The organism is Mesobacillus foraminis (assembly GCF_004340465.1).
GTDB lineage: Bacteria > Bacillota > Bacilli > Bacillales > Cytobacillaceae > Mesobacillus_B > Mesobacillus_B foraminis.
On sequence record NZ_SLVV01000003.1, the window covers coordinates 195,743 to 221,039 of the forward strand.

22 protein-coding genes are annotated in these 25,297 nt (G+C 47.2%); 14 read left to right on the forward strand and 8 right to left on the reverse strand.

Annotated features, from left to right (window positions below):
- Positions 1–148 precede the first annotated feature (148 nt).
- A complete protein-coding gene (locus EV146_RS05525) occupies positions 149–1,543 on the forward strand; it encodes a M28 family peptidase (RefSeq protein WP_132003080.1) in 1,395 nt (464 codons plus the stop codon).
- Positions 1,544–1,867: 324 nt separating this feature from the next.
- Here the strand turns inward: EV146_RS05525 and EV146_RS05530 are convergent, their stop codons facing one another.
- Genes EV146_RS05530 through EV146_RS05540 form a run of 3 tightly spaced genes read right to left on the reverse strand, consistent with a single transcriptional unit; the run spans position 1,868 to position 4,216 of the window.
- Positions 1,868–2,590 (reverse strand): ABC transporter permease, encoded by a 723-nt coding sequence (locus EV146_RS05530; protein WP_132003083.1) that lies wholly within the window; start codon positions 2,588–2,590, stop codon positions 1,868–1,870.
- A gap of 1 nt (position 2,591) precedes the next feature.
- Positions 2,592–3,302, reverse strand: coding sequence for an ABC transporter permease (locus EV146_RS05535; protein WP_132003086.1), 711 nt, complete (start codon positions 3,300–3,302; stop codon positions 2,592–2,594).
- Positions 3,302–4,216 (reverse strand): ABC transporter ATP-binding protein, encoded by a 915-nt coding sequence (locus tag EV146_RS05540; protein WP_132003089.1) that lies wholly within the window; start codon positions 4,214–4,216, stop codon positions 3,302–3,304. The genes EV146_RS05535 and EV146_RS05540 overlap by 1 nt, the downstream gene beginning before the upstream one ends.
- A 186-nt stretch (positions 4,217–4,402) precedes the next feature.
- Between EV146_RS05540 and EV146_RS05545 the strand changes: the two genes are divergently transcribed.
- Positions 4,403–4,825, forward strand: a complete 423-nt coding sequence (locus EV146_RS05545; protein WP_121610950.1) for a VOC family protein — start codon at positions 4,403–4,405, stop codon at positions 4,823–4,825.
- 28 nt (positions 4,826–4,853) lie between these two features.
- On the opposite strand, the gene EV146_RS05550 is transcribed toward EV146_RS05545, so the two are convergent.
- Together EV146_RS05550 and EV146_RS05555 are read right to left on the reverse strand one after the other, a co-directional pair.
- Complete coding sequence (locus EV146_RS05550) at positions 4,854–6,200, reverse strand: HAMP domain-containing sensor histidine kinase (RefSeq protein ID WP_132003092.1); 1,347 nt, start codon at positions 6,198–6,200, stop codon at positions 4,854–4,856.
- Entirely contained in the window at positions 6,197–6,871 is a 675-nt protein-coding gene (locus EV146_RS05555) for a response regulator transcription factor (protein WP_121613867.1), read from the reverse strand. The genes EV146_RS05550 and EV146_RS05555 overlap by 4 nt, the downstream gene beginning before the upstream one ends.
- 403 nt (positions 6,872–7,274) lie before the next feature.
- Between EV146_RS05555 and EV146_RS05560 the strand changes: the two genes are divergently transcribed.
- The 8 genes from EV146_RS05560 to EV146_RS05595 all read left to right on the forward strand — a co-directional run bounded on the left by EV146_RS05560 (position 7,275) and on the right by EV146_RS05595 (position 18,610).
- The gene (locus EV146_RS05560; protein ID WP_132003095.1) at positions 7,275–8,006 is read left to right on the forward strand and encodes an ABC transporter ATP-binding protein; all 732 of its coding nucleotides are present in this window, start codon (positions 7,275–7,277) and stop codon (positions 8,004–8,006) included.
- A complete protein-coding gene (locus EV146_RS05565; protein WP_132003098.1) occupies positions 8,003–8,761 on the forward strand; it encodes an ABC transporter permease in 759 nt (252 codons plus the stop codon). Before EV146_RS05560 ends, EV146_RS05565 begins: the two co-directional genes overlap by 4 nt.
- A 224-nt stretch (positions 8,762–8,985) precedes the next feature.
- Positions 8,986–9,978, forward strand: coding sequence for a LacI family DNA-binding transcriptional regulator (locus tag EV146_RS05570; protein ID WP_132003101.1), 993 nt, complete (start codon positions 8,986–8,988; stop codon positions 9,976–9,978).
- A 161-nt stretch (positions 9,979–10,139) separates the two neighbouring features.
- Positions 10,140–11,420: a galactooligosaccharide ABC transporter substrate-binding protein GanS gene (locus tag EV146_RS05575; RefSeq protein WP_373566052.1), complete on the forward strand. Its 1,281-nt coding sequence runs from the start codon at positions 10,140–10,142 to the stop codon at positions 11,418–11,420.
- Between the two features lie 100 nt (positions 11,421–11,520).
- Positions 11,521–12,777, forward strand: a complete 1,257-nt coding sequence (locus EV146_RS05580) for a galactooligosaccharide ABC transporter permease GanP (RefSeq protein ID WP_132003104.1) — start codon at positions 11,521–11,523, stop codon at positions 12,775–12,777.
- A 3-nt stretch (positions 12,778–12,780) separates the two neighbouring features.
- Entirely contained in the window at positions 12,781–13,632 is an 852-nt protein-coding gene (locus EV146_RS05585) for a galactooligosaccharide ABC transporter permease GanQ (RefSeq protein ID WP_132003107.1), read from the forward strand.
- Between the two features lie 41 nt (positions 13,633–13,673).
- Positions 13,674–15,731, forward strand: coding sequence for a beta-galactosidase (locus tag EV146_RS05590; RefSeq protein WP_373566051.1), 2,058 nt, complete (start codon positions 13,674–13,676; stop codon positions 15,729–15,731).
- Positions 15,732–16,192: 461 nt separating this feature from the next.
- Positions 16,193–18,610, forward strand: coding sequence for a glycosyl hydrolase 53 family protein (locus EV146_RS05595; protein ID WP_158287027.1), 2,418 nt, complete (start codon positions 16,193–16,195; stop codon positions 18,608–18,610).
- Positions 18,611–18,795: 185 nt separating this feature from the next.
- Here the strand turns inward: EV146_RS05595 and tatC are convergent, their stop codons facing one another.
- The 3 genes from tatC to EV146_RS05610 form a co-directional block, all read right to left on the reverse strand.
- On the reverse strand, positions 18,796–19,527 hold the full coding sequence (gene tatC / locus EV146_RS05600; RefSeq protein WP_132003113.1) for a twin-arginine translocase subunit TatC: 732 nt from the start codon (positions 19,525–19,527) through the stop codon (positions 18,796–18,798).
- 72 nt (positions 19,528–19,599) lie between these two features.
- Entirely contained in the window at positions 19,600–19,833 is a 234-nt protein-coding gene (locus tag EV146_RS05605; protein WP_132003116.1) for a twin-arginine translocase TatA/TatE family subunit, read from the reverse strand.
- Between the two features lie 33 nt (positions 19,834–19,866).
- The gene (locus tag EV146_RS05610) at positions 19,867–21,312 is read right to left on the reverse strand and encodes an alkaline phosphatase PhoX (RefSeq protein ID WP_132003119.1); all 1,446 of its coding nucleotides are present in this window, start codon (positions 21,310–21,312) and stop codon (positions 19,867–19,869) included.
- 582 nt (positions 21,313–21,894) lie between these two features.
- Between EV146_RS05610 and EV146_RS05615 the strand changes: the two genes are divergently transcribed.
- The 4 genes from EV146_RS05615 to EV146_RS05630 all read left to right on the forward strand — a co-directional run bounded on the left by EV146_RS05615 (position 21,895) and on the right by EV146_RS05630 (position 25,295).
- Positions 21,895–22,659, forward strand: coding sequence for a MerR family transcriptional regulator (locus EV146_RS05615; protein ID WP_132003122.1), 765 nt, complete (start codon positions 21,895–21,897; stop codon positions 22,657–22,659).
- Positions 22,660–22,727: 68 nt separating this feature from the next.
- Complete coding sequence (rbsK, locus tag EV146_RS05620) at positions 22,728–23,624, forward strand: ribokinase (RefSeq protein WP_132003125.1); 897 nt, start codon at positions 22,728–22,730, stop codon at positions 23,622–23,624.
- A 62-nt stretch (positions 23,625–23,686) separates the two neighbouring features.
- Entirely contained in the window at positions 23,687–24,079 is a 393-nt protein-coding gene (locus EV146_RS05625; RefSeq protein ID WP_132003130.1) for a hypothetical protein, read from the forward strand.
- 556 nt (positions 24,080–24,635) lie between these two features.
- Entirely contained in the window at positions 24,636–25,295 is a 660-nt protein-coding gene (locus tag EV146_RS05630; protein WP_132003133.1) for a sugar transferase, read from the forward strand.
- Positions 25,296–25,297 lie beyond the last annotated feature (2 nt).

The following is a 25,297-nucleotide window of genomic DNA, read 5'->3' on the forward strand; positions in this document are numbered from 1 at the left end:
TTACACTCAAATGCTTCTTTTATAGGGGAAAAGTCCTTGTTATTGTCGGAAATGGTCGATATTTGTAAAACTATCATGATTTACTATCTATCAGAATTGTTTAATAATTTGATAGGAACCACTAATTTATGGATTAAGGGGGAATAACATGTATCGGAAAACAATGGCGGCCGTTCTGGCTGCAGGCCTGGCCATCAGTGTGAATGGAGTTTCAACCTACATTCCTGCCCAGGCGCAAAGCGCACCAGCCTCATCAACTGCTTTTGACAACAAAATCATCAAGAAAATCAGTGCAGACAATATGTACAACACAATTGCAACACTGTCCGCCCAGCCGCGTGAAGCCGGAACAGAGGGTGAGCTGATTGGGGCAAAGTACATAAAAGGCAAGTTCGAAGAGTACGGCTATGAAACAGAGCTGCAGCCTTTTCCGATTTATGAGGCCATCCGGAACAATGTATCCGGGACGCTTGAAATTAATGGTCAATCTCTAAATCCATACGTTTTCTCCGGATCATACAGCGGAGAGGTGACGGCTGAAATCGTTCATGTGGGACTGGCCCTTGATGGACAAGTTCCCGATAATGTGAAAGGGAAGATTGCCCTGATTGAGCGGGGCGGCATCACATTTGTAGAGAAGCTGCAAAATGTCATCGACAAGGGTGCAGTTGGTGTTATTTTATATAATAACGCGGGAACTGGAAACAATGTCGGCGTAGCGGATCCTGGCCAAAACATCCCTGCCGTGAGCATTACGAGGGCTCAGGGGCTGGCGTTGGTGGAGCAGTTACAAAAGGGTCCTGTAGAGGCCCATCTAAAAGTGACAGGTTCAGGCTTTGTCGAAAAAACCTCCTATAATGTCATTGCCTCCATGAAGCCGAATAAAAATAGGGACAATGGCCAGGTCGTCCTGGTGGGAGCACATCATGATTCGGTCTCCGGCGGACCAGGGGCAAACGATGATGCATCCGGTGTCTCAGCTGTATTGGAGCTTGCCAGGGTGATGGCCAAGGTGCCGACGGATACGGAGCTTCGATTTGTGACATTTGGAGCTGAAGAAAAAGGCTTGCTTGGATCTTATCATTATGCAGGAACATTAAGTGAAGAAGAAGCCGATAACATTGTCGCCCATTTCCAAATGGACATGATCGGCAGCAAGGACGCGGGTGCTGACAACCCGGCAGGCGGCCTGATCATGTACACGATCGACGGCCAAAAGAACCTGGTGACCGACCTTGCCGCAGCGGCCGGTGCCAGAACCTCCGAAGTCATTCCGTATGGTCAGCTGGGGCGCAGCGACCACCAGCCATTCCATGAGCTTGGAATCCCGGCAGCACTGTTCATCCACTCGCCGGTTGAGCCTTGGTACCATACGCCGGCCGACACTATCGATAAAATCGATAAAAACAAACTGCAGCAAACAGCAGAAATCGTCGGGGCCTCCGTCTATCAAATTGCCCGGCCTGACACCCCGGCAATGGAGCACGCCAGAGTCGCGCCAGGCCCAGTTCCATATGAATTTGAAGACCGCCCAGTGCAATAAAATAAACTAAACTAGAAAACTCTGGAAGCCTGATGCCGGAGTTTTTTTAGCCAAGGACAGCCTCGATATTTCGTACCAAAGGAGTGTCATGGGGTAAGGCACACGTTTGTGCATTAAAGCACCGCCGGGGGTCAGGCACGCGTTGGTACATTAAAGCACCGCCGGGGGTCAGACCCTCGTTGTTATGTTAAAGCACTGCAGCAGGAACAGCATCGCCCGATAAAACCCGGCACAACGGCCCCCCAACCCCGCGGTGATTAGGAAAACGGAATCATTCAATCGTTTGATTAAACTACTTTCAGTCCTTGGCGGGCGCAGTTTGGATTAGACTTCTTTACGCAGGAAATAGGTGAAGCCCGATGCGAAGAAGAGAAGGAAGCTCCCGGCGATGACGAACAGCAGGGTTTCCAGGGATACGTTCATGGCCCCAAAGTCGCTCTCGGCGCTGGGCAGCATAGCCAGGAAAGGCTGTGCCCATGGGTAGTAGGATCCGTATTTCTCCGAGTTGACCACAAGGATATTCGGAAGGGTGAAAATGACATTGATCGCTAATGGAGCCGCAAAGCTGGACCATGCGGTTGAGACAAATAGCTGCAAGGCGGCCAGCGGCAGGCAGGCGACAAGGCCTCCAAATATAGAGGTCCCAATCATCTTCCATGGGATGGAAGGTTCATACCCTTTTGCCAGTCCGGCCAGGATACAGCCTCCTGCAAAGAGAAGCTGAGTAGCCAACAGCAAGCCAATCACCAGCATAAGTTTGGCCAGGTACACTTTTCCACGCGAAACCGGCATGGCTAGAAGCTGCTTCCATCCTCCTCCAGTGTGCTCATAGCGGCAGACAAAAGCTGAAAAAACACCGGTGAGCAAAGGCAGGAATAACAGTCCGTGGGTAAATACCATGTAGGTTAGCGTCAGCATCCACTCATGCGGCGCTTCTGCACTTTCTGCAAAACCGATGACCGTTGATAAGGCAGGGCTCACAAAGATCAATAGCCAAATCGAGGATTTCCTTAATTTTAACAGCTCCGAACGCAAGATTTTCCCCATGCTAATTCACATCCTTTCTCGTAAAATCAACCGCTCCGAGAAAGTAGATCACAATCCCGAAAGCAAGGCCGGCCAGGGCAGAGTATGCCGGGTCGCCCCAGCTGTTTTCCAGCAATGGCCACTTCCATGGAAGCCAGTCCGGAAACCGGAAAGATATAAGCGATAAAATTGTTCCTAAAATTCCAACGGTCAGCGGAATGGCCTGGTTTTTCATCGATATCGATAGCCAAATCTGAACGGCGATGAAAGTCATGCTTGCCAGATAAGGATAGTACGCCATTTTTGCCAGGCCTAAAAGCGGGAAATCAGAGCCAAACTTCAGCACCAGGCCTAAGATCAACACAAAGATAAGCAATAAAGTACTTGATATCAGCAGCAGTAGGGAGGCCAGGAGCATCTTGCCCGTAAATATTCGCAGCTTTGACACAGGCAGTGCAAGCAGCTGCTTCCAGGCATTTGTCTGGTGTTCGATGCTGGCAATCATGGAGGCAATCAGGGTGAGCCCAAGCATTAGAGCGGGAGTAGCCAAGAATCCTGCTTCATTTATAAGGCCGCCCCATAAGTCTTTTTCATATTCCTTTGTTAAATATTCGTATCTCAGGCCGAAATTGACGGCTTCGAGTGCCGCAACCCCAAAAGGACCCAGGAAAATGAGCAGCCAGATGATCTTCCGTTTCATTTTAATCAAATCAGATGCGAGGATTTTTAGCATTACAGGCCGCCCTCCCCGCCTGTCAGTTCAAGGAAAATGTCTTCCAGCGATTTCTTCTCTTCCTGAACCCTGTAAACGGGGAACCGGGATTCTACCAGTTCAGCAATCACTTTGGAAATTTCATGATCCGAGATATTGCTGAGCTGCAGCCTGCCTTGCTCCAATTCAGCGTTATGGCCTTTGGAAAGGAGCAGCTTCCATGCTTCCTCTGCTTCATCGGTTTTAATCACAATGTTGCTGCTTGATCTTCGTCTTAGCGTTTCAATCGAATCCTGAAAAATCATCCGCCCTTTGGAAATAATGCCAACCTGAGTGGCCATCAGGTCGATTTCAGAGAGCAGGTGGCTTGAAACAAGGATCGTGATGCCGTGCTCCTTAGGCATGCTTTTAATGAGCTCCCTGATCTCCAGGATTCCTGAAGGGTCGAGTCCGTTTGTAGGTTCATCCAGAATCAGCAGCTCGGGGTTGCCGAGAAGGGCTGCCGCGATGCCCAGCCGCTGCTTCATTCCAAGTGAGAACCCCTTGACCGGGCGTTTCGCTTCCCGAGTCAGGCGGACAATTGAGAGCACTTCATCAATCCTTGTTTTCGGAGCATCCAGCAGAATCCGGATGGCCTCAAGGTTTTCACGGGCCGTCAGATGGCCGTAATAGGAGGGGTACTCAACGAGGGAGCCGACCCGCTTCAGCACTTCAAGCTTTTCCTTTTTTAAATCTTTGCCGAAAATTTGGATGGTTCCATTTGTTGGCTTGGCCAGTCCAAGCAGCATCCGGATCGTCGTTGTTTTTCCAGCACCGTTTGGACCCAGGAAGCCGTAGATTTCACCTCTGGGAATGTGTAAATCCACATTTGCAACAGCATATCTCGTACCGAATTTTTTTGACAGTCCGCTGGTTTTAATAATGGTTTCCTTCATGTTATCACCTCGTTATCCATGTTAGTTCTGTGTGGTTAAAATCAAGGGATAACAAAGTTTAATTTTGGTTTAAATTTAAAGGGGGAATTATATAAAAATTATTAAAATATTCAGAAACTATTTATTTACGGGTGGTTAATGGTTAAAATGAACTTGTACCATTTATCAGATTGGGGAGTGAAGAGGTTGGCTGTTGAAACATATCTCATTTTTGACGGAAACTGCCGTGAAGCAGTAGAGTTTTATGCCAAGGTTTTTGGAACGGAAGAGCCCCAAATCATGTCTTTTGGCGATTCGCCGCAGGATCCGAATTACACCTTGCCTGAAGAAGCGAAAGATCGTGTCATGCATGCTCGTCTGAACATAGCCGGAAGCAATGTGATGTTCTCGGATACCTTTCCCGGCACACCTTTCATTGCCGGGAATAATTTCAGTGTCACAATTATCCTTGATCAAGTTGAAGAGCTGCAATCCTATTTTGATAAGCTGAAAGAGGGAGGCAGGGTTACGATGGAGCTTCAGGAAACGTTCTGGAGCAAGAGCTACGGCATGCTGACCGACAAGTTTGGAATCAACTGGCAGTTCAGCCACGGCAGCGGTGAAATGTAAATTAAAAAGATAGAGGAGCTGTTTTCCTCTATCTTTTTTTTATGATAATGGCTGTTCCGTTTGTGCCAGTCCTTGTTTCCCAGTCGAGCTTCATTTCCTTAAGCATCAGGGAAACAATCGTAAGCCCAATTCCAGCACCTTTGCCGGTTGATTCCCCGTTCATCCCGGGACCGCGGTCTGCAATAGTAATTTGCTGAAGATCAGGGTTTATTTTAACGGAGATGTACTGACCTTCCCTGGCATGCCTGTGAACATTCTGGTAAAAGTTATCCAGGATCCGTTCCATCCATTGAGAGTCGATTTCCCAATAAAAGGTTTGGTCGGGCAAATCCAGCTCAATATGAAAACCAGCATTTTCGAAAACGGGGTACCAGCCCGCAAACGAGGTCCTCACCAGGCGGACCATATCGGTCTTAACGGGATGAAAAGGATATTTTCCCGCGGTGAGGAGGGTATAGGAGAGCAGGTTTTCAATCAGCTGGCCAAGATAATTGACTTTGCTGTCGATTAATTGGAGGGACTCCAGCCCTTTTTCGGACAATGGCTCTTTTTTTAACGAGAATGCGTGCCCTCGGATCGTCGTGAGAGGCGTCCGTAAATCATGGGAAAGGTTAGCAATCAGCTGACGCCTCAACACCTCTTCTTCTTGTTCCCGTTCTCGGCTGTGTTCGAGCTTCTGAATCATATTATTAAATGATATCTCAAGCTGTCCGATTTCATCTTTTTTCCCAATGGCGATTGGTTCGGGTATTCCATGGTCTGCGGGCTCTGCCATCGCTGTTCGCAGCCTCAGCAGACGTTTTCTGATCCGGTAAAAGAAAATCCATGAAACAAAAAGGAAGGTGCCTAGAATGATGAACATTAAGAGGGTCATCAGATAGGAATATTTATCCTGCATTCTTTCTCCGTTGCTTCTTAGCTCGGAGCGGGGAAGCTGAAGAACCATGAACCCCTCATCGCGGCCCTTCCCGATTAGGGCGACTACTGTAAATGGGTCCACCTGATCGCCCCGATTTTCTTTCATAAAATCAATCGTATATTCCGGACTCCAGTTCTGCTGCACCGATAAATCCTTTGGGAGCCTGTCGCGGGCTTTGCCGCTTTCGTCCACCCAGAACATGTTCGCCTCCGGGTATTTTCCTTTTACCTTCTCAAGTTTTTCCTTTATCTGCTGGTCGGAAGCTCCTTCAAGGGATTTTGCCTCTTTGTGCCATATCGACTCCACGTCCGTCGAGTTTAAATGGTTCAACTCTTCGGTGTTGCTAAAGGGAACATAAAAAACCATTGAAATTAGGGGGAAGCTGATCGGCATAATCATGATCGCCAGAAGAATAATCAGCAGGTATTGATTTAATAGCGAGTTTTTAAGTTTCATTGTTTCACCCGGTAGCCAATCCCTCGAATTGTTTCAATAATCTCAGGCGAGCCGGGATTGAGCTCGATTTTTTCCCTTAGATGGCGGATATGGACCATCAGGGTTTTGTCTCCTTCCATGTAGGGCTCACCCCAGACCGCTTCATAGATTTGTTCTTTTGTCAGAATCTGATTGGGATGGCGTAAAAAATGCATGAAAATCTGGTACTGCTTTCCGGTGAGGAGGATTTCCTCCCCGGTTTGTTCATTGGTAATCCTGTTTTCCGTCAGATTGACCAAGATATGCCCCAGCCTTATAATCGCTGCCGCTGTTTGGCCAGATCTCCGCAGCAGCACTTCGATTCGGGCCGACAGCTCATCAGGGTGGAAAGGCTTGACCAAATAATCATCCGCAAACTTCAGGCCCTGCAGCTTATCTTCAACGGAAGTCCGTGCTGACAGCATCAAAACAGGCAGCCCGGGAGCATCCTTTTTAAGTCGCTGCCCAACCGTAAACCCGTCAAGGCCGGGAAGCATGACATCCAAAATAACTAGGTCATGTTCCTGAACCTTCGTTCCGGCCCCATCGCCGGACTTAAGCCAAGTGACCTCGTAGCCCCGCTGCTCCAAATCCTCCTTCACCCACGAACCGATCTCAACATCATCCTCAACATACAAAATCCTTTTTCTCATAAACATCACCTGGCTATATTTTACAACAAACCAGGCCAGCATTAACACCCCAAAGCAGAGGGTCAGGCACGCGTCGATACTTTAGTGAAAAGAAGGGGGTCAGGCACGCGTCGATGCTTCACCGCGAAGAAGAGGGTCAGACACGCATCAGTGCTCCACCGCAAAGAAGAGGGACAGACCCTCGTCAGTGCTCCACCGCAAAACAGGGGGGCAGACTCGCAGCAGTCTTTCACCGCGCAAAAAGGGGGCTGCCTGCGGACCGTAAGTCCCACAATTTGCCTCCCTGGCGAAAAAACACGGAGGCTAGAGGCCGCTCTGCTTAAGGTGGTTTTTTATTGGATGGGTATGGTAGTTTATTAGATAGAGAAGAATTTATTAGATTTGCGGAAGGATTGGAGTTTGGATGACGAAAAGGTATAAACCTGCTGTGCATTTTCAGCATGTGGATTATTCTGTGGATGAGTTACCTATTTTGAAGAATATTACGGGGTCGTTCCCTGAGGGGCGAATTACGACCCTGGTAGGCCCATCGGGGGCGGGGAAGTCAACTTTGCTGAAGCTGTGCAATGGCCTGATTTCTCCTGACTCCGGGGAGATTTATATCAAGGATAAAGAGATTTCCAGCTATCAGCCGGTGGAGCTGCGCCGAAATGTAGGGATGGCGCTTCAAAGTGCTCCAATGGTCAGCGGAACCGTGCTGACCAATCTGGCTTTGCCGCTGGCACTGCAGGGGAAACAGCTGCCAGAGAAAGAAGCAGCGGACCTCCTGGACCATGTCGGCCTGGAAGCAGATTACGTCCATCGCAACATCAGGGATTTATCGGGCGGCCAGCGCCAAAAGGTCTCCATCGCGCGCACTCTCGTCAACCGGCCTCAAATTCTATTGCTTGACGAAATTACTTCGGCCCTCGACCGCACGTCGCAGCAGGAAATCGAAGAACTGATTTTAAAAATAAACCGTAAACATGGGACCACCATGATCTGGATCACCCATAACCTGGAACAGGCCCTTACCATCGGCCATTACACGTGGGTCATGATGGAAGGAGAGGTTATCGAAACAGGGGAAAGCGATTTGCTGAAGTCCCCTGTCAATGAAAAGGTAAAGCGTTTTGTGAAAGGGGAGGCGCAATGAGTTATCTCACTCTTTCAATCACGCTGATTTTTGTCCTTATTCCGCTGATCCTGTCCAGGACGCTTAAACTTGGCCTCGAAAAGGATACGATTATTGCGACTGTCCGATCCATCGTCCAATTGCTGGCCATTGGGTACGTCCTGCAATTTATCTTTGATTCGGAAAATCTGCTCTATATTTTCCTGATGGTGACCCTGATGCTTGTGACGGCCACGCTCAATGCCAGGAAAAAAGGTTCCTCGATCAAGGGCATCACCTGGAAGGTCGGTGCAACGCTGCTGTTTGTAGAAGTTTTGACGCAAAGCATCCTGCTGAGATTCCATATCACCCCGCCGACCGCCCAATTTATTATTTCCATCAGCGGAATGGTGATTGGGAATTCCATGGTGCTCGCAATCCTTTTCCTTAACCGTTTTACGTCAGAGGTAGAATCCCGCCAGGATGAAACCGAGCTGATCCTGTCGCTGGGCGGAACGCCAAAGCAGGCAATCCATACCCAATTGATGCAATCCATCAAAGCGAGCATGATTCCAACGATAGAAAGCCAGAAAACCGTTGGCCTTGTCCAGCTGCCCGGGATGATGAGCGGGCAGATCATCGGCGGCGCCGACCCGATCCAGGCAGTGCAGTTCCAGCTCCTGATTCTGTTCTTGCTGCTGACCACTGCTGCGGTGACAAGCGTGATGCTCGGTTTCCTGTCCTATCCAACCCTGTTTAATCAGCGCATGCAGCTGCTCAAGCAGCATCATCAGTAAAAGGCTGTCCATTTCAAAATGGGCGGCCTCTTTTTTTATCAAATCAGACTTTATTACATGGCAAAAAATTATATTGATAGAATGGACCTTGACTTTCTTAGTAAAATAAGTAAAATTAAAGTAAAATATTTTACTTATTCTTGTATAAATCACATAATCCTGAAAGAATGATACATTTAAAGAGGGAAACTGCGGTGCTGGACCGCAATTTGGAGGTGGAGGAAATGGCTACAATTAAAGATATTGCTGAAGAGGCGGGGTATTCGATTTCGACGGTTTCCCGTGTATTGAATAATGATTTAAGTCTTTCCGTTCCCGATGAAACACGGGAGAAAATTTACGAGGTGGCTGAAAAGCTTAATTATCGCAAGAAAACAGTAAGACTTCTGGTTAAAAACATTGCCTTTTTATACTGGCTGACCGATCGAGAAGAACTTGAAGATGTTTATTTTAAAACGATGCGGCTGGAATTGGAGAAATGGGCGAAAAAGTGCAATGTGGAACTCACAACTTATAAAATCTCCGATGGAATTGCTTCCATTCCGGATAATATTGAAGGATTCATTGCTGTAGGTTCCTTTTCCAACAAAGAACTGGAGTACTTAAGAAGCAGGACATCCAATGGTGTTTTTATTGATACAACACCAGATCCCGATCATTATGATTCCGTCCGCCCCGACCTGGCGCAAATGACCAGAAAGACAGTCGACTTCCTGATAGAAAAGGGGCACAGCGAGATCGGATTTATCGGGGGGACTTACCATAATCCCAACACAGATGAGGATGAAATGGATATCCGGGAAAAAACCTTCCGTGCCTATATGGAGGAAAAGGGCTTGCTTAAGGATGAGTTCGTTTTCTGCCACAGAGGGTTTTCCGTGGACAATGGCTATCATTTAATGATAAATGCAATTGAAAAATTGGGGGACAGCTTGCCTACAGCTTTTTACACAGCGGCAGATCCAATTGCTGTTGGCTGCCTTCAGGCTTTGAATGAGAAGGGGATTGCCATCCCGGGACGTGTAAGCGTTATCGGAATCAACAATATTTCGATTGCGAAATATGTCTCGCCTCCCCTGACAACTTTTCATATCGACTTAAAAGAAATCTGTAAAAATGCAGTCGAACTCCTGCTGGAGCAAGTGCTGGAGAAGAGGAAGATTGTTAAAACCTTATATATTGGATCAGAGTTAGTCATCAGGAAGAGTACCAATTAACTCTATCAAACTTGAAGCGGCGGCCTTGATAAAGGCCGTTTTGTTATTTTCGTAAAAAGTTTTACCTATTCTAGTAAAAAAGTTGTTTACAGTTTTTCTTGGGCATGCTATATTATGAGTGTAAAACGCTTTCACATTAATTGAAGGGAAGACAACAATCTATGAATACAAAGATGTATAAAAAATATCTTGGCCTTATGAGTGGTGTCGCTTTAAGTTTATCCTTGGTTGCCTGCGGGCCGCAGGAAAGCGGAAAAGAAGATACAGGTTCAAAAGAAACACCTAAAAATCAAGAATTGGTGGTTTGGGAAGATATAGAGAAAGGTGCCGGCATTGAAGATGCTATTGCACAATTTGAAAAAGACCATGACGTAAACGTTAAAGTGGTTGAAAAACCTTACGCACAGCAAATTGAAGATTTGCGCATGGACGGTCCTGCCGGAACAGGTCCTGATGTCCTGACCATGCCTGGGGATCAGATTGGAACTGCGGTAACAGAGGGCTTGATCAAGGAACTGGATGTAGCGGGTGACGTTCAATCCATTTATACAGAAGCTGCCATGCAGTCCCAAATGGTTGACAGCAAGGTTTATGGATTGCCAAAAGCAGTGGAAACCACCATGCTTTACTACAATAAAGCTTTAATCTCAGAGGAAGATCTGCCAAAAACACTTGATGAATGGTACGAGTACTCCAAAGAAGTTACGGATGGCAAGAAGTTCGGGTTCCTCGCCTTGTTTGACCAAATCTATTATGCACAAAGCGTTATGAGCGGCTACGGCGGATACATTTTCGGCGGTGAAAACGGCAGCTATGATGCAACAGATATCGGTTTGAATAACAAAGGTGCAGTCGAAGGCGCAAAGTATATTCAAAAGTTCTATAAAGAAGGCCTATTCCCGGCTGGTATCATCGGGGAGCAGGGGATTAACGTTCTGGAATCCCTGTTCACTGAAGGGAAAGCCGCAGCCATCATCTCAGGTCCATGGAACCTTGATCCATTTGCGAAAGCGGGAATCGATTATGGTGTAGCCAAACTGCCTGAGCTTTCCAATGGTGAAAACATGAGCTCATTCATGGGTGTAAAGAGCTACAATGTCAGCGCCTACTCCAAGAATGCAGAACTGGCAGAAGAATTGGTTGAGTTCCTTGCGAACGAAGAGAATTCTAAAAAGAGATATGAACTGACAAAAGAAGTTCCAGCTGTAAAAGCATTGGCTGATGATCCAGTTGTAAAAGAAAGCGAAGCCGCACAGGCAATTGCCGAGCAGTCCCAATTCTCAGAATTGACACCGAATATTCCTGAGATGAATGAAGTCTGGACACCTGCTGATGCAGCCCTGCAAACAATTGCAACAGGCAAAGCAGAGCCAAAAGAAGCCTTAGACCAGGCAGTTGAAACAGTCAAAGGACAAATTGAAGCCAAGCATGGCGGAAAATAATTAAGACTACTAATGGTGTCAAACGGGCCTAATAGTTTGGCACCATTTATTTTAACCACGAAGGAATAAAACTTTTCTTCTATATAAAGAGGTGAAAAAGATGCAGCATCGTAAAATAGCTTTACTTCTCTCGATCATTCCTGGCCTTGGCCAGTTTTATAATAAGCAGGTGGTCAAAGGCCTTTTATTCCTGCTGGTTGGTGCAGCGTTCTTTGCAGCTTTCGGGGATCTTCTGAACATGGGTCTCTGGGGGATTGTTACACTTGGAACCGAAGTGCCGCGGGATAATTCAATCTTCCTATTGGCAGAAGGGATTATTGCTGTTATTGTACTGGTTTTTGGATTGGGGATTTATTATGCCAATTTAAGGGACGCCTATCTAAATGGAAAGCTGCGTGATGAAAACAGGCAGCTGAGCTCCCTGAAGGAACAGTATCAAAATATCATTTCACAGGGCTATCCCTATGTAATTAGCGGACCATCGCTCTTTATCTTGATTTTTGCGGTCATCTTTCCGATTTTATTTAGTTTTGCACTGGCTTTTACGAACTACGATTTATACCATTCCCCGCCTGCGAATCTCGTGGATTGGGTTGGCTTCCAAACATTCTCCGAAATTTTCACAGTCGATATTTGGCGTTCCACCTTCTTTGATGTTCTAGCCTGGACAGTGGTCTGGACGCTTGTCGCTTCCTCGCTTCAGGTGAGCCTGGGAATATTGATGGCGATTGTTGTAAACCAAAAGGATATTCGTTTTAAACGATTTTACCGGACCGTTCTGGTTCTCCCTTGGGCAGTGCCAGGGTTCGTAACGATCCTCATCTTTGCCGGTCTTTTTAATGACAGTTTCGGTGCGATTAACAACGATATTCTGGCAGCTTTCGGAATTGATCCTATTCCCTGGCTGACGGATGCCAACTGGTCAAGACTGGCACTGATCCTGATGCAGGGATGGCTTGGCTTCCCGTATATCTTCCTTGTAACAACAGGTGTTCTGCAATCCATTCCGGACGACCTGTATGAAGCAGCGACGATTGATGGAGCTTCTGTCTTTGCGAAATTCAGACATATCACGATGCCAATGATTTTAATTGCCATGGCACCGATCATCATTACCCAGTTTACGTTTAACTTCAATAACTTCAATATTATTTATCTTTTCAACGGCGGCGGTCCGGCAGTTCCTGGATCAACGGCTGGCGGTACCGATATCCTGGTTTCCTGGATATACAAATTGACCATGCAGTCCAGTCAATACTCACTGGCAGCCGCATTGACGATTCTGCTGTCCGTATTTGTCATTGCCATTGCATTGTGGCAGTTCAGACGGACGAATTCTTTCAAAGAGGGGGCTTAAAAGATGGTGTCAGATATGAAAAAACAAAAATTCTTTCGACTCCTTCTCTCTTACGGACTATTAACCTTTATGACGGTCGTCATCATTTATCCCCTGCTTTGGACAGTGGGGGCAAGCTTCAACCCTGGCAACAGTTTGGTCAGTACGTCCATTATTCCTGAAAATCCAACTCTGGACCATTACAAGGAATTGTTTGCAGGGAAAGAGAGTCTCCAATATGGAAAATGGTATTTGAATTCTCTTAAAATCTCCATTTTTACGATGATAGGAACGATCATCTCTGTATCCTTTACGGCTTATGCGTTTTCACGCTTTCGTTTTAAAGGCAGGAAGAATGCGTTAACTCTGTTCTTGTTGCTGCAAATGATCCCGCAGTTCTCTGCCCTGATTGCATTGTTTGTTTTAGCGCAGATCCTTGGGATGATGAATAGCCACTGGCTGCTCATCCTGCTGTATATCGGCGGGCAGATTCCGATGAATACCTATTTGATGAAGGGGTATATGGACTCGATTCCGATTGACCTGGATGAAAGTGCGAAGATTGACGGAGCAAGCAATACAAGGATCTTTTTGCAGATTATCATGCCGCTTTCCCGGCCGATGCTTGCAGTTGTAGCTATGAATGGTTTTACAGGTCCGCTAGGGGATTTCGTTTTGTCCTCTACCATCCTGAGAACGCCTGAATCCTATACATTGCCTATCGGTTTGTACAATCTTGTGAATGAGGTAATGGGTGCAAGCTATACGACGTTTGCAGCCGGGGCCATCCTGATCTCGATCCCGATTGCCATCATTTTTATCATGCTGCAAAAGAACTTTGTTTCTGGTTTAACGGCAGGAGGAACGAAAGGTTAATAGAAATAACAAAGAGACTATGTTGTTAAAAGGAGAGTATTATGCTGAAACGTGGTAAATCTTATACGACGAATGCAAAGTTCATGCTTCATGGAGGAGACTACAATCCGGATCAATGGCTGGACCGGCCCGATATTTTAATTGACGATATCGAACTGATGAAGCTTTCCCATTCCAATACGTTCTCGGTCGGTATTTTTGCCTGGAGCGCACTGGAGCCAGAGGAAGGCAAATTCACCTTTGAATGGCTGGATGAAATTTTCAGCAATATTCACAGCATCGGCGGAAAGGTGATTTTGGCGACACCGAGCGGGGCACGCCCTGCCTGGATGTCCCAGAAATACCCGGAAGTTCTGCGTGTGAATGGCTCGAGGGTCAAGCAGCTTCACGGGGCAAGGCACAATCATTGTTTTACTTCGCCTGTCTATCGTGAAAAAACTCAGATCATCAATCGTTTGCTGGCTGAAAGATACGGCGATCACCCGGCGCTGCTGATGTGGCACATTTCCAATGAATACGGCGGGGAATGCCACTGCGATCATTGCCAGAATGCTTTTAGAGGCTGGTTAAAAGAAAAGTACAACCATGATTTGAAAGCTCTGAATGATGCCTGGTGGGGTCCTTTCTGGAGCCATACCTTCAATGACTGGTCACAAATTGAATCCCCATCGCCAATCGGCGAGAACGCTGTGCACGGATTGAATCTGGACTGGCGCCGGTTTGTAACGGACCAGACCATCTCTTTCTTTGAAAATGAAATTGTTCCGATTAAAGAGATTACACCGGATATCCCGATTACGACTAATTTTATGGCCGATACGTTTGATTTGATTCCTTTCCAGGGACTTGACTACAGCAAGTTTGCCAAGCATCTGGATGTCATCAGCTGGGATGCCTACCCTGCATGGCACAATGATTGGGAGAGCACGGCTGATCTGGCGATGAAGGTTGGTTTTATCAATGACCTGTACCGCTCCCTGAAGCAGCAGCCGTTCCTGCTGATGGAGTCGACTCCAAGTGCTGTTAACTGGCATGAGGTGAATAAGACTAAGCGCCCGGGGATGCACCTGCTGTCCTCTATGCAGATGCTGGCCCACGGATCCGACAGCGTGCTGTACTTCCAATGGCGGAAATCCCGCGGATCTTCGGAGAAATTCCATGGCGCAGTCGTGGATCATGATAACAGCCCTGAAAACCGCGTCTTCAAGGAAGTAGCGAAGGTTGGGGAAACCCTTGAAAAGCTGTCAGATGTAGTTGGAACCAATCGCACTTCAAATGTTGGAATCCTGTATGATTGGGACAGCAACTGGGCAATCAATGATGCACAGGGCTACGGATTGAAGACCAAGCGCTATCCGCAAACGCTGCAGCAGCATTACCGTACCTTCTGGGAACAGGATATTCCTGTTGATGTCATCACAAAGGAACAGGACTTCTCATCCTATAAGCTGCTGATTGTCCCAATGCTGTACTTGATGAGTGAAGAAACGATCGCCAGGCTGAAAGATTTCGTGGCAAACGGCGGAAGACTGGTAACAACGTATATCAGCGGGATCGTCAATGAGCATGATCTGACCTATTTAGGCGGATGGCACAAGGATCTGCAGGAAGTGTTCGGAATCAATCCTGTTGAAACAGATACCTACTATCCTAACGATAAAAACTATGTAACTTATAAAAATCAATCCTATGAGCTGAAGGATTATGCGACTGTGATTGATGTTCATACAGCAATAACCGAAGGCGTATATGTTGAGGATTTTTATGCCAATACACCGGCCGTAACAAGCCACGTCTATGAACAAGGCAAAGCTTATTACATCGGAGGCCGCCTGGAGGACCAGTTCCACCGCGATTTCTATCAGGAACTGATTCAGGAGCTTGGGCTTGAACCGGCATTCCGTGTTAAGCACGGCAAGGGCGTATCCGTCCAGGTTCGCCAGGATCAGGAAAACGACTATATCTTCATCATGAACTTCACCGAAGAACAACAGAACGTCACCCTGGAATCCAGTGTGACCGACCTGATCACCGGAGAAGAACTATCAGGGGACCTCACCCTCGAAAAATACGAAGCAAGAATCGTTCTACAGCGCTAAAGAGGGTCAGGCACCGTTTCGTTCGCTAAAGCACTGAAGGGGGTCAGGCACCGTTTGGTACTTTAAAGCGCTAACGGGGGGTAAGCCACTGTTTGGTACTGTGCAGTACTAATGGGGGTCAGGCACGCGGTGGTTTGGTAATGAACTAAAGTGTGTAGAAGGCTGCGAAGGTCTGGAAAAGACCTAAAGCATGCACGGGCTACGGAGGCCTTCTAAAGTACTTAAGCAGCCAGGCCCACATTAGCTTAATAGTTTAAGATTCATCCACTCCATAGTGCTCCAAAAAATGGGGTGGATGTCTTTCTATTTCGATCTTGGGAGGTGGTTTGTCCAATTAAATGGAAACGCTTAACTGACAATATAGTCTAATAGGTTCAGCTGACTCGTCATGAAAATGGAAAGGTGTGGAAGATTTGAGGAATAGTAGAATGAAGTCGTTCTTTAAAGGGTTATTTGCTTTTATGGTGGTATTCAGCTCACTTGGTTTACATAGCGGGGTTGGACTTGCTGCCGATGCGCAGAATGAGTATTTGAAAAACAGCGGTTTCGAAACTGATTTTTATGCAGAGGGCTCTTGGAGTATTGAAGATTTGAACTGGGATGCCGTGGATGTACAGCATTTTTCCTATTCCACTGATGCATGGATGACGCCTGCTGAAGGCGAGCATGCCCTGAAATACTGGATCAAGGACACGGCAGTCGGAAACGAGTCATTTACCGTCAGCCAGACCATCCCGACGCTGCCGGCCGGAAGCTATGAGCTTTCAGCGAAATCAATGGGAGGTTCGGCCGCAGAGGCCGGGAGTGTCCAGCTGTTTGCCGGAGACAAATCAGCAGAGGCCACAGTAACCACAGGCTACAACACGTGGGGCAGCCCTGTCCTGAAATTTGAACTGGCAGAAGCCGTGACCAATTTTAAAGTGGGAGCAGTTGTCACCGGGGCGCCAAAATCGTGGGGCTACCTCGACAGCTTTATCTTGAAATCAGCACCTAATGAAGGGGGAGACGCAGAGGTGCCTGAACCAGTTGCCTCGGACATCTTTGTTAAAAGAGTGGCAGGAATGGATGAAGATTTCATTAAAGGGGTAGACGTTTCGAGCATCATCTCCCTGGAAGACAGCGGAGTGAAATTATACAGTGAATCTGGGAAAAAACAGGATATTTTTAAAACCCTGAAAGAAGCGGGTGTCAATTATGTCCGCGTCCGCGTATGGAATGACCCTTATAATGCCAAGGGGAATGGCTATGGCGGCGGCAATAATGACATCCAAAAGGCCATCGAAATCGGGAAAAGGGCAACTGCAAACGGAATGAAGCTGCTCGTCGACTTCCATTATTCCGACTTCTGGGCAGATCCTGCCAAGCAGCAGGCTCCAAAGGCGTGGAAGAACTTGAGCTTCGAAGCTAAAAAAGCGGCACTCTACCAATATACGAAAGAAAGCCTGCTGGACATGAAGAAAGCTGGCATCGATATTGGCATGGTCCAGATCGGGAATGAAACCAATGGCGGCTTGGCTGGTGAAAAAGACTGGGGCAAAATGAGCGAGCTGTTCAATGAGGGAAGTAAAGCGGTAAGAGCAGTTGATTCTGATATCCTGGTTGCTTTGCACTTCACCAATCCAGAAACCTCAGGAAGGTATGCGTCTATTGCAGAAACCCTTAAAAAGAATGGGGTTGATTACGATGTATTCGCCAGCTCCTATTACCCTTTCTGGCATGGAACATTGGCGAATTTAACCTCTGTTCTTAAAAATGTAGCCAATACCTACGGGAAAAAAGTGATGGTTGCAGAAACGTCCTATACGTATACGGCGGAAGATGGGGACGGACACGGGAACACTGCGCCAAAATCCACCGGCCAAACGCTGAATTATCCGATTACCGTCCAGGGGCAGGCGACAGCCATCCGGGATGTCATGGAAGCAGTAGCGAATGTCGGGGATGCAGGTATTGGAGTATTCTATTGGGAACCGGCATGGATTCCGGCTGCTCCGGGTAAAAAGCTTGAGAAAAACCAAAGGCTTTGGGAAAAATATGGATCTGGCTGGGCTTCTAGCTTCGCAACAGAATATGATCCAGAAGATGCTGGCCACTGGTACGGCGGTAGCGCGGTCGACAACCAGGCGATGTTCGATTTTTATGGACATCCACTTCCATCCCTGAATGTATTCAAGCTGGTTGACACCGGTGCCGTTGCGCCGTTAAAAATTGATGAAATAAACGATGTTTCGGTACATGCTAATGCGGGTGAACCAGTTGCACTGCCTGAAACAGTGACGGTTACCTACAATGATGGAAGCAAAGGGTCAGTTGGTGTTACATGGGATCAGGAGGCATTAAAGCAGGCTGTTTCCACAGGAGCTGGAGCCTATGTGATTGAGGGTGTTGTTGAAGGCGGAAGTACAGTCAAGGCCCACCTGCAAATTCAGCCAAAGAATTTTGTGGCGAACCCGGGCTTTGAAAACAGCGACAGAAGCATGTGGAGCATTACGTATGGAAACGGGGCAGCTCCGCACACCGACTTCCAGGAAAAGGCTTCTGATGCGAAAACAGGGAACTATTCCCTTCACTTTTACTCCGGAACTGGTGTGGATTTTAACGTCGAACAGACGATAACAGGCCTGGAGCCAGGAACTTATAACCTTTCCATGTTCCTGCAGGGCGGAGATGCGGGCAATTCAGATATGTACCTCTATGCAAAGACGGGCGGACAGGAATACAAGGCGAATACAGGAGTCAATGGCTGGGTCAATTGGAGCAACCCTGAAATTGCCGCCATTCCTGTAACCGACGGAACCATCACCATTGGGGCGAGAATCAAAGCTGGTGCTGGTGCATGGGGAAGTCTGGATGATTTCTATCTTTATCGTGTAAATTAAGCAAAAAGGATGGTGCGCCGGCACCATCCTTTTTTATTGTTTTCCTGCTTTTAAGGCAAGCAGTCTTTCTGCTTGAACTGCCTGCTTGCCACATAGGCACAGCTTGCATTCCTGGCATTTTAGGCTTGCGGGTGTTTTTCTCTCTTTTAAAACAGCAGTGGCGGAACTCATTTCATTTCCCCTTTCTAGCTGGCGGCCAGCGAAGCTTCTGCAGCCAGTCTTTTACGGTAAACGACTTTACTGAGTGTAATGCTTAATTCGTATAAAAGCAGCAGCGGAATAATGACGAGCACGTCGGATATAAAGTCCGGCGGTGTGATTAAAATGGATACAACAATTAAAAGAAAGTAAGCAACCTTCCGCGCTTTGACAAGCTTAAGAGGATTGATGATCCCCAATCTTGTCAGGAACATGACTACTGCTGGCATTTCAAAAAGACAGCCAAATGGCAACGTCAGGTTCAGCATGAACCGGAAGTATTTTTCAGCTGTAAAAAAAGCCTCAAACTGGTCTCCTGCCAGGTTGGTCAAAAACCCAAGGACGATCGGGAATAAAATGAAGTAACCAAAGGCGATTCCAAAAAGGAACAAGAAAAATAATCCCGGGATAAAGGCCAAACTAACCTTTCTTTCATCTTTTGTCAGCGCAGGCCTGACAAACTGCCACAGTTGAAAAGCGGCAACTGGTATCGTGACCGCGATGGCCGCCACCCCTGAGATCGCCATATAAATCCAGAGAATGTCAGTCGGGCCAAGGACCGCCAGCTTACCATCCAGATCCTTTACCAGCAGCTTGTAGATATCACCTACGAAAACAAAAGCGGCAATAAAGGAAAGGAGAAAGGCAGCGAGGGTTATGATCAGTCTTTTCCGCAATTCACCTAAATGTTCGATATAATTCATCTGAGTCTTGTCCATTCTGATTGACTCCTTTTAAAAAGGAAAGATGCAAGCAGGTTTCCAACTCTCCCAGCCTGCATCTTTCTTCTCTTAGCTTCCAGCTTTGCTTTTAGAAACTTCAACGGCCTGAAGCTTTTTCGTACCTTCTGAGGACTTTGAATCTGTTTCGCTATCGCCATTGACCAAGTCATGGGTGGCTTTTTTGAATTCCTTCAGCGTATTTCCAAAGGCGCGGCCGATCTCGGGCAGCTTGGAAGGGCCAAATATGATCAATGCGATGACCAAAATCAAAATCAGACCTGGTATTCCAATGTTTTGCAGCATTTATTTTACCTCCATGGTTATGTAGTTCGGTTCTTACAGGATTGGCATGCCGTGGCGTTCCAATGCCGCTGCTTCTAAAATAGACATTCCCTGGTCTTCAGCAAAGGCTGCGAGCTTGTCCGATACGACTGGACCCAGGCCTGCAGGTGGTGCTGCATGTCCCATTGCCCGCTGTCGTGCAGCATTTTGACGGGCGAAAGGACCCCAAATCGCAAACGTCAGCCCAGGTGTCTGCATGTTAACAAAGAACGTTTTGCCATCAGGCGAGAAGGTTGGACCTGCAAATTCAGAGCCATTCAGGCGGTTTTCGGCAAATTTGTAGACATTGCCTTCTGGGGTCAGTCCGATAATCCGGTCATTCCCGCCGCCATCCTCGGCGATCCACAGGTCACCCCAAGGGGCCATTGCGATATTATCAGGCATTTCCAGGAACTCGGAAGCAGTAGATTCATAAAATAGCTCCAGCGTATTGGTTGCCGGGAAATAGCGGTATACACGGCCATGCTTTCCATTTCCTGCACTTGTATCATCGAACCAGAACGTGCCGGCAGTAAAGAAAGCGCCCTCCAGGCGGCTGAACTGAATGCAACCCAAATCCTTTGCATCCTGCTGCGCCCGCTCAGGATTTACTTTTTTCCACACAACGCCAAACTTTTGGCCGCTGGTGAACTGGCTGGCAGCTCCAGCCGGAAGCTCTTCAATTGCGAGGGCTTCAAGTATCCCGCCCTTTTGAAGCGAACCAAGCTTTTGGCTGCGGTCATGCGGTGTAAAACGGTACAGGAAGCTAGGGCTTGCATCTTCTGTCAGGTACCAGATGCCCGTTGCCGGATCGACAGCACAGGCTTCATGTGAAAAGTAGCCCATGTCACGAATAGGTGTTTTGGACATTTCATTTTCTGGATCAAGAGGGTTTACTTCAAAGACAAAGCCGTGGCCAAGTTCGCGTGTCTCTTCGCAGGTCAGCCAGGTTCCCCATGTGGAAGCCCCGCCTGCGCAGTTGCGGATGGTCCCTGAATTGGTTACATACTCCTTGATTACCTTGCGATTTGGGCCAACTACAAGAGCGGTTGTACCGCCTGCAGCTCCAATGCTCCAAGGGTTTTTCCCGTTGACTGGGTAATCGGCGTTGGTCCCAAGCTCATGGTTCCGGACAAGAATGGTGGTATTTTTCTCGCCTTTAAAAGCAGCCATTCCATCGAGTGCGCCAGGAACCTTATCACCGTTTGTCATGGTATCGCCAGTTTTAGAAATAATTTGATATTGAAAACCCTGGGGAAGGTCAAGAATCCCGTCCGGATCCTTTACCAAAGGGCCATATCCGCCAAATCCGCTCGTAGGGTTAAGCTGTTCAGCAGCAAAGCCCTTTGCAGTTCCGCCCAGTGAATAAACACCTGTAGCACCTAAAGCCAACGCCAGCGTACTCATTCCGCCAGCCTTTAAAAAGTCACGTCTGTTCAATCCTGCATTACCAGATTTCATTCCCACTACCTCCAGCTTGTTTTTAAGGATGATATTCTCTAAGAAGAAGCACTCTATATAAAAAGTAACAAACTATTCTTAACCCCCTGTTAAAGTTCTGTAAGGATTCCCTTAACATTCAGAAAACTAGATCAGAAGGCATGATAAAGGGAATCGCGCTGTAAGAGAATTAGGATATTTCATGAATCGAAGGTAACAGATAACAAGCAATACTCGTCTCATTCAAATAGATTAAAAGACCGGAACTAAATCAAAAGTCCCGGAAAATAATAGCCCATTGTAAAAATAATGTAAAAAGCAAAAACGCTGCGTTCCCCAAAAGCGGGGTCATTCCTGGACACGCTAACGCACTAAAGTGGGTCAGACCCCGGATACGCTAACGTATTAAAGCGTGCCTGACCCGCGGCGCTTTAAAGTGGTAAAGCTAAATCTTCCCTTCCTCGAAAAATTAGGCTGATTTTGCTGTTGACCTTGACGCTGCGTTAAGGTGTATGGTTGTTATGTAGGGAAGCAGCAGGCCATGAAGATAATCCGGCCGCGGGGATTTACGGGCCTGTGCTTTCTTATAAGGAGGTGAGCGATATGGAATATACAGTGCAAAAGCTGGCGACGCTGGCGGGGGTAAGCTCCAGGACCCTTAGGTATTATGATGAAATCGGGATTCTTAAGCCGGCAAGAATCAATTCGTCCGGATACCGCATCTACGGGCAGGACGAGGTCGACAGGCTGCAGCAAATCCTTTTTTACCGGGAGCTGGGACTTGATCTCGACAGCATCAAAAAGATGGTCACGGCACCTTACTTTGACGGGGCCCAGGCACTGAAGGAACATCGTGAAAAACTCCTTGAAAAACGGCAGCAGCTCGATGCATTGATTGCGAATGTCGAGAAAACCATTGCCACAAAGGAAGGGAGAATAACTATGTCGGATCAGGAAAAATTCGAAGGCTTCAAGAAAAAGCTGGTTGAGGATAATGAACATAAATACGGGGAAGAAATCCGCCAAAAGTACGGGGACGATCAAGTAGACCAGTCCAACGCCAAGATGATGAATATGAGCCAGGAAGATTATGAGAAGGTCACCAAACTGGCCAACCAAGTAAACGAAACTTTGGCGGAAGCTTTCAAAACCGGAGATCCAGCCGGGGAACTCGCCCAGAAAGCGGCTGACCTGCACAAGCAGTGGCTCACGTTTTACTGGAAGGAATACAGCAAAGAAGCGCATGCAGGACTCGGGCAGATGTACGTCGATGACGAACGTTTCACAGCCTATTATGACAAAGAGCAGCCCGGAACCGCCGAGTTTCTCCGCGATGCCATCCTCATTTACACCGGCATGAAAAAGTAATATCCTTAAAGAAAAAGCGATGGGCCTGTCCTGTCGCTTTTTTACATAAAAGGGAGGGCTTATTAATAATGGATAAAAACCCGGTCATCACTGTAGTCGGCAGCATCAATATGGATTTAGTCACCCTGACGGACAAGGTTCCCCAAATGGGCGAAACGCTTATGGGGACAAAATTCCAGACCAACCCCGGAGGAAAAGGGGCCAATCAGGCTGTTGCGGCAGCCAGGCTTGGAGTGCATGTCAAAATGATCGGCTGTGTCGGTAAAGATCAGTTCGGAACCGAGCTTCTTCACCATCTCCAAAACCAGGGAATTGATACGGCACACGTAGAACAGGTGGAAGATCGGACCGGCATTGCCACCATCATCGTATCTGGCCAGGATAACAGCATCATCGTCGTCCCTGGAGCCAACGACCATGTGACCGGAGACTTCGTAGAAACCAGGCGGGACATCATTGCTCAAAGTGACCTTCTCCTGCTTCAGCTCGAAATCCCTCTGGAAGCCGTCCGAAAAGCCGCACAAATTGCAAAGGAAAATGGCGTCAAAGTGATCCTCAATCCTGCACCCATCCGGGACCTCCCGGGAGAACTCCTTGAAAACATTGAGTATCTGACCCCTAATGAGCACGAATACAGGCTATTACCTAGTCATAACGAGGAGCTTCATAAAAAAGTCATCCTGACCAAGGGGAGGGAAGGAGTCTCCTACTATGAAGGGAACCAGCTCGTAAATATTCCGGCATTCAATGTCAGCGCCATCGATACCACGGGAGCGGGGGATTCCTTCAATGGAGGATTTGCGGTTGGTTTAAGCAAGGGTCTTTCCTTGAAAGAAGCCTGCCAGTATGGAAATGCCGTTGCAGCTCTTTCCACTACCAGGCTGGGGGCGCAAACAGGGATGCCGACTGCAAACGAGGTGGAGGCCTTTTTAAAGTCAAAAATAGATTGGAACATTCGTTCGTAAAAAGAATATCCGGCCCCATTTTACAATATGATGAATTATCATCAGTGAAATGAGGCGATAAGATGAGGAACGAAACACCCATCACCCGGGAGATGCTGGCTCATTATCTTGAACTCAACCGGAAGAAGAAAGAAGTTGAATCGGAAATTGAGCAATTAAAAACCGCTTTTAATGAGTACTTTGACCAATCCGTCGGTAAAAATACCAAGGGAGAAATGGTGATGAGGGAATATAAACTGCAAAGACAGATCAGGAAAACGGAGAAGTTTCAGCAGGAAAAAACCGTCCAGAAGCTGGAGGAATTAAACCTGACCGAGCTGATTCAAAAGCGGCCGGACGAGGGGAAAATAAAGTCCGCCATCGACCTGGGGCTGATCAAGGAAGAAGATCTTCAGGACTGCAGGACGGTCAGTTCTTCCCAGGCCATCTATGTAAAGCTGCTGGATGCCAAGTGACATTCGGAAGCAGCCTCCGAGCGATTCGCAAGGGGGCTTTTTTATATGTAAAAACGCGTTAATCAAACGTTTGATTAAAATAAAATAGCCTTGTTTCTTCCTATATTATCTTGTGGCGAGTATACGGTTATCGTTTTTCTCAATCATCTTTTTTGGAGGCAATCCAATCCCTATTTTAAAATCAGTAATCCTCGAAACACAGTCCGCTGCATTCTTTCAAAGATTTAAAACCACGCTCTTCCAGCTGCCTCTGAGGGAAATCAAGGCTCACGCTGACCGACAATCGCCTTCCATCCCACAACAGCCTCCAGGGGAAAAGGATATACTGGGAACTCTGGCTATATCCCCGTAAAAAATTCAAATCACCGCAGGAATATATTTCCTCCCTGTTTCAGACTCCTCCCTTTTATAAGACCATTTTCTCACTTTTTGTAAAACTCTTTACAATACCCTAACATATTTACTGAATCTTCATGAATTTTACAGACTCTTTAAAAGGGCTCAATATGGCCTTTAAACTCACCTCCTATACTACGGCGTAGGAGGTGTTTTTGTTCTGAGTGCTGAAAAAAGCTTCAATATCTACCAAGACTATTCTCTTGTCCAAGCCTCTGATCCATTGCTTTCAAAGCAGGCGGAGCAATATCTCTATTGTAAAAGAGCGATGGACCTTGTACTGGCAACTGTAGGGATGATTCTGGCTCTCCCCTTGATTCTGTTTTTTGCGGTTCTCGTCATGCTTGAAACTCCGGGATCTCCGTTTTATATCCAGGAGCGGGTGGGCAAGAACGGCAAGCACTTTAACATCATCAAGCTTCGGTCAATGAGGGCCGATGCAGAAAAAGACGGTGCAAAATGGGCAGAAGTCAATGACACCCGAGTGACAAAAGTGGGTGCGTTCATCCGGAAGACCCGGATCGATGAGCTTCCGCAGCTCCTTTCAGTCCTGAAAGGGGATATGTCGTTGATCGGGCCGAGACCGGAAAGGCCAATGTTTACGGCTCAATTTAATAAAGAAATTAAAGGCTTTGAACATCGCCTGCTTGTAAAACCAGGTCTCACCGGACTGGCGCAGGTGAGCGGGGGATATGATATCTCTCCCCAGGAAAAGCTTCATTATGATCTTGAGTATATTAAAAATTTAAATTTTGCTCTTGAATTAAAAATTCTGATAAAAACATTCAAAGTGGTTTTGACCGGAGAAGGAGCACGTTAAGG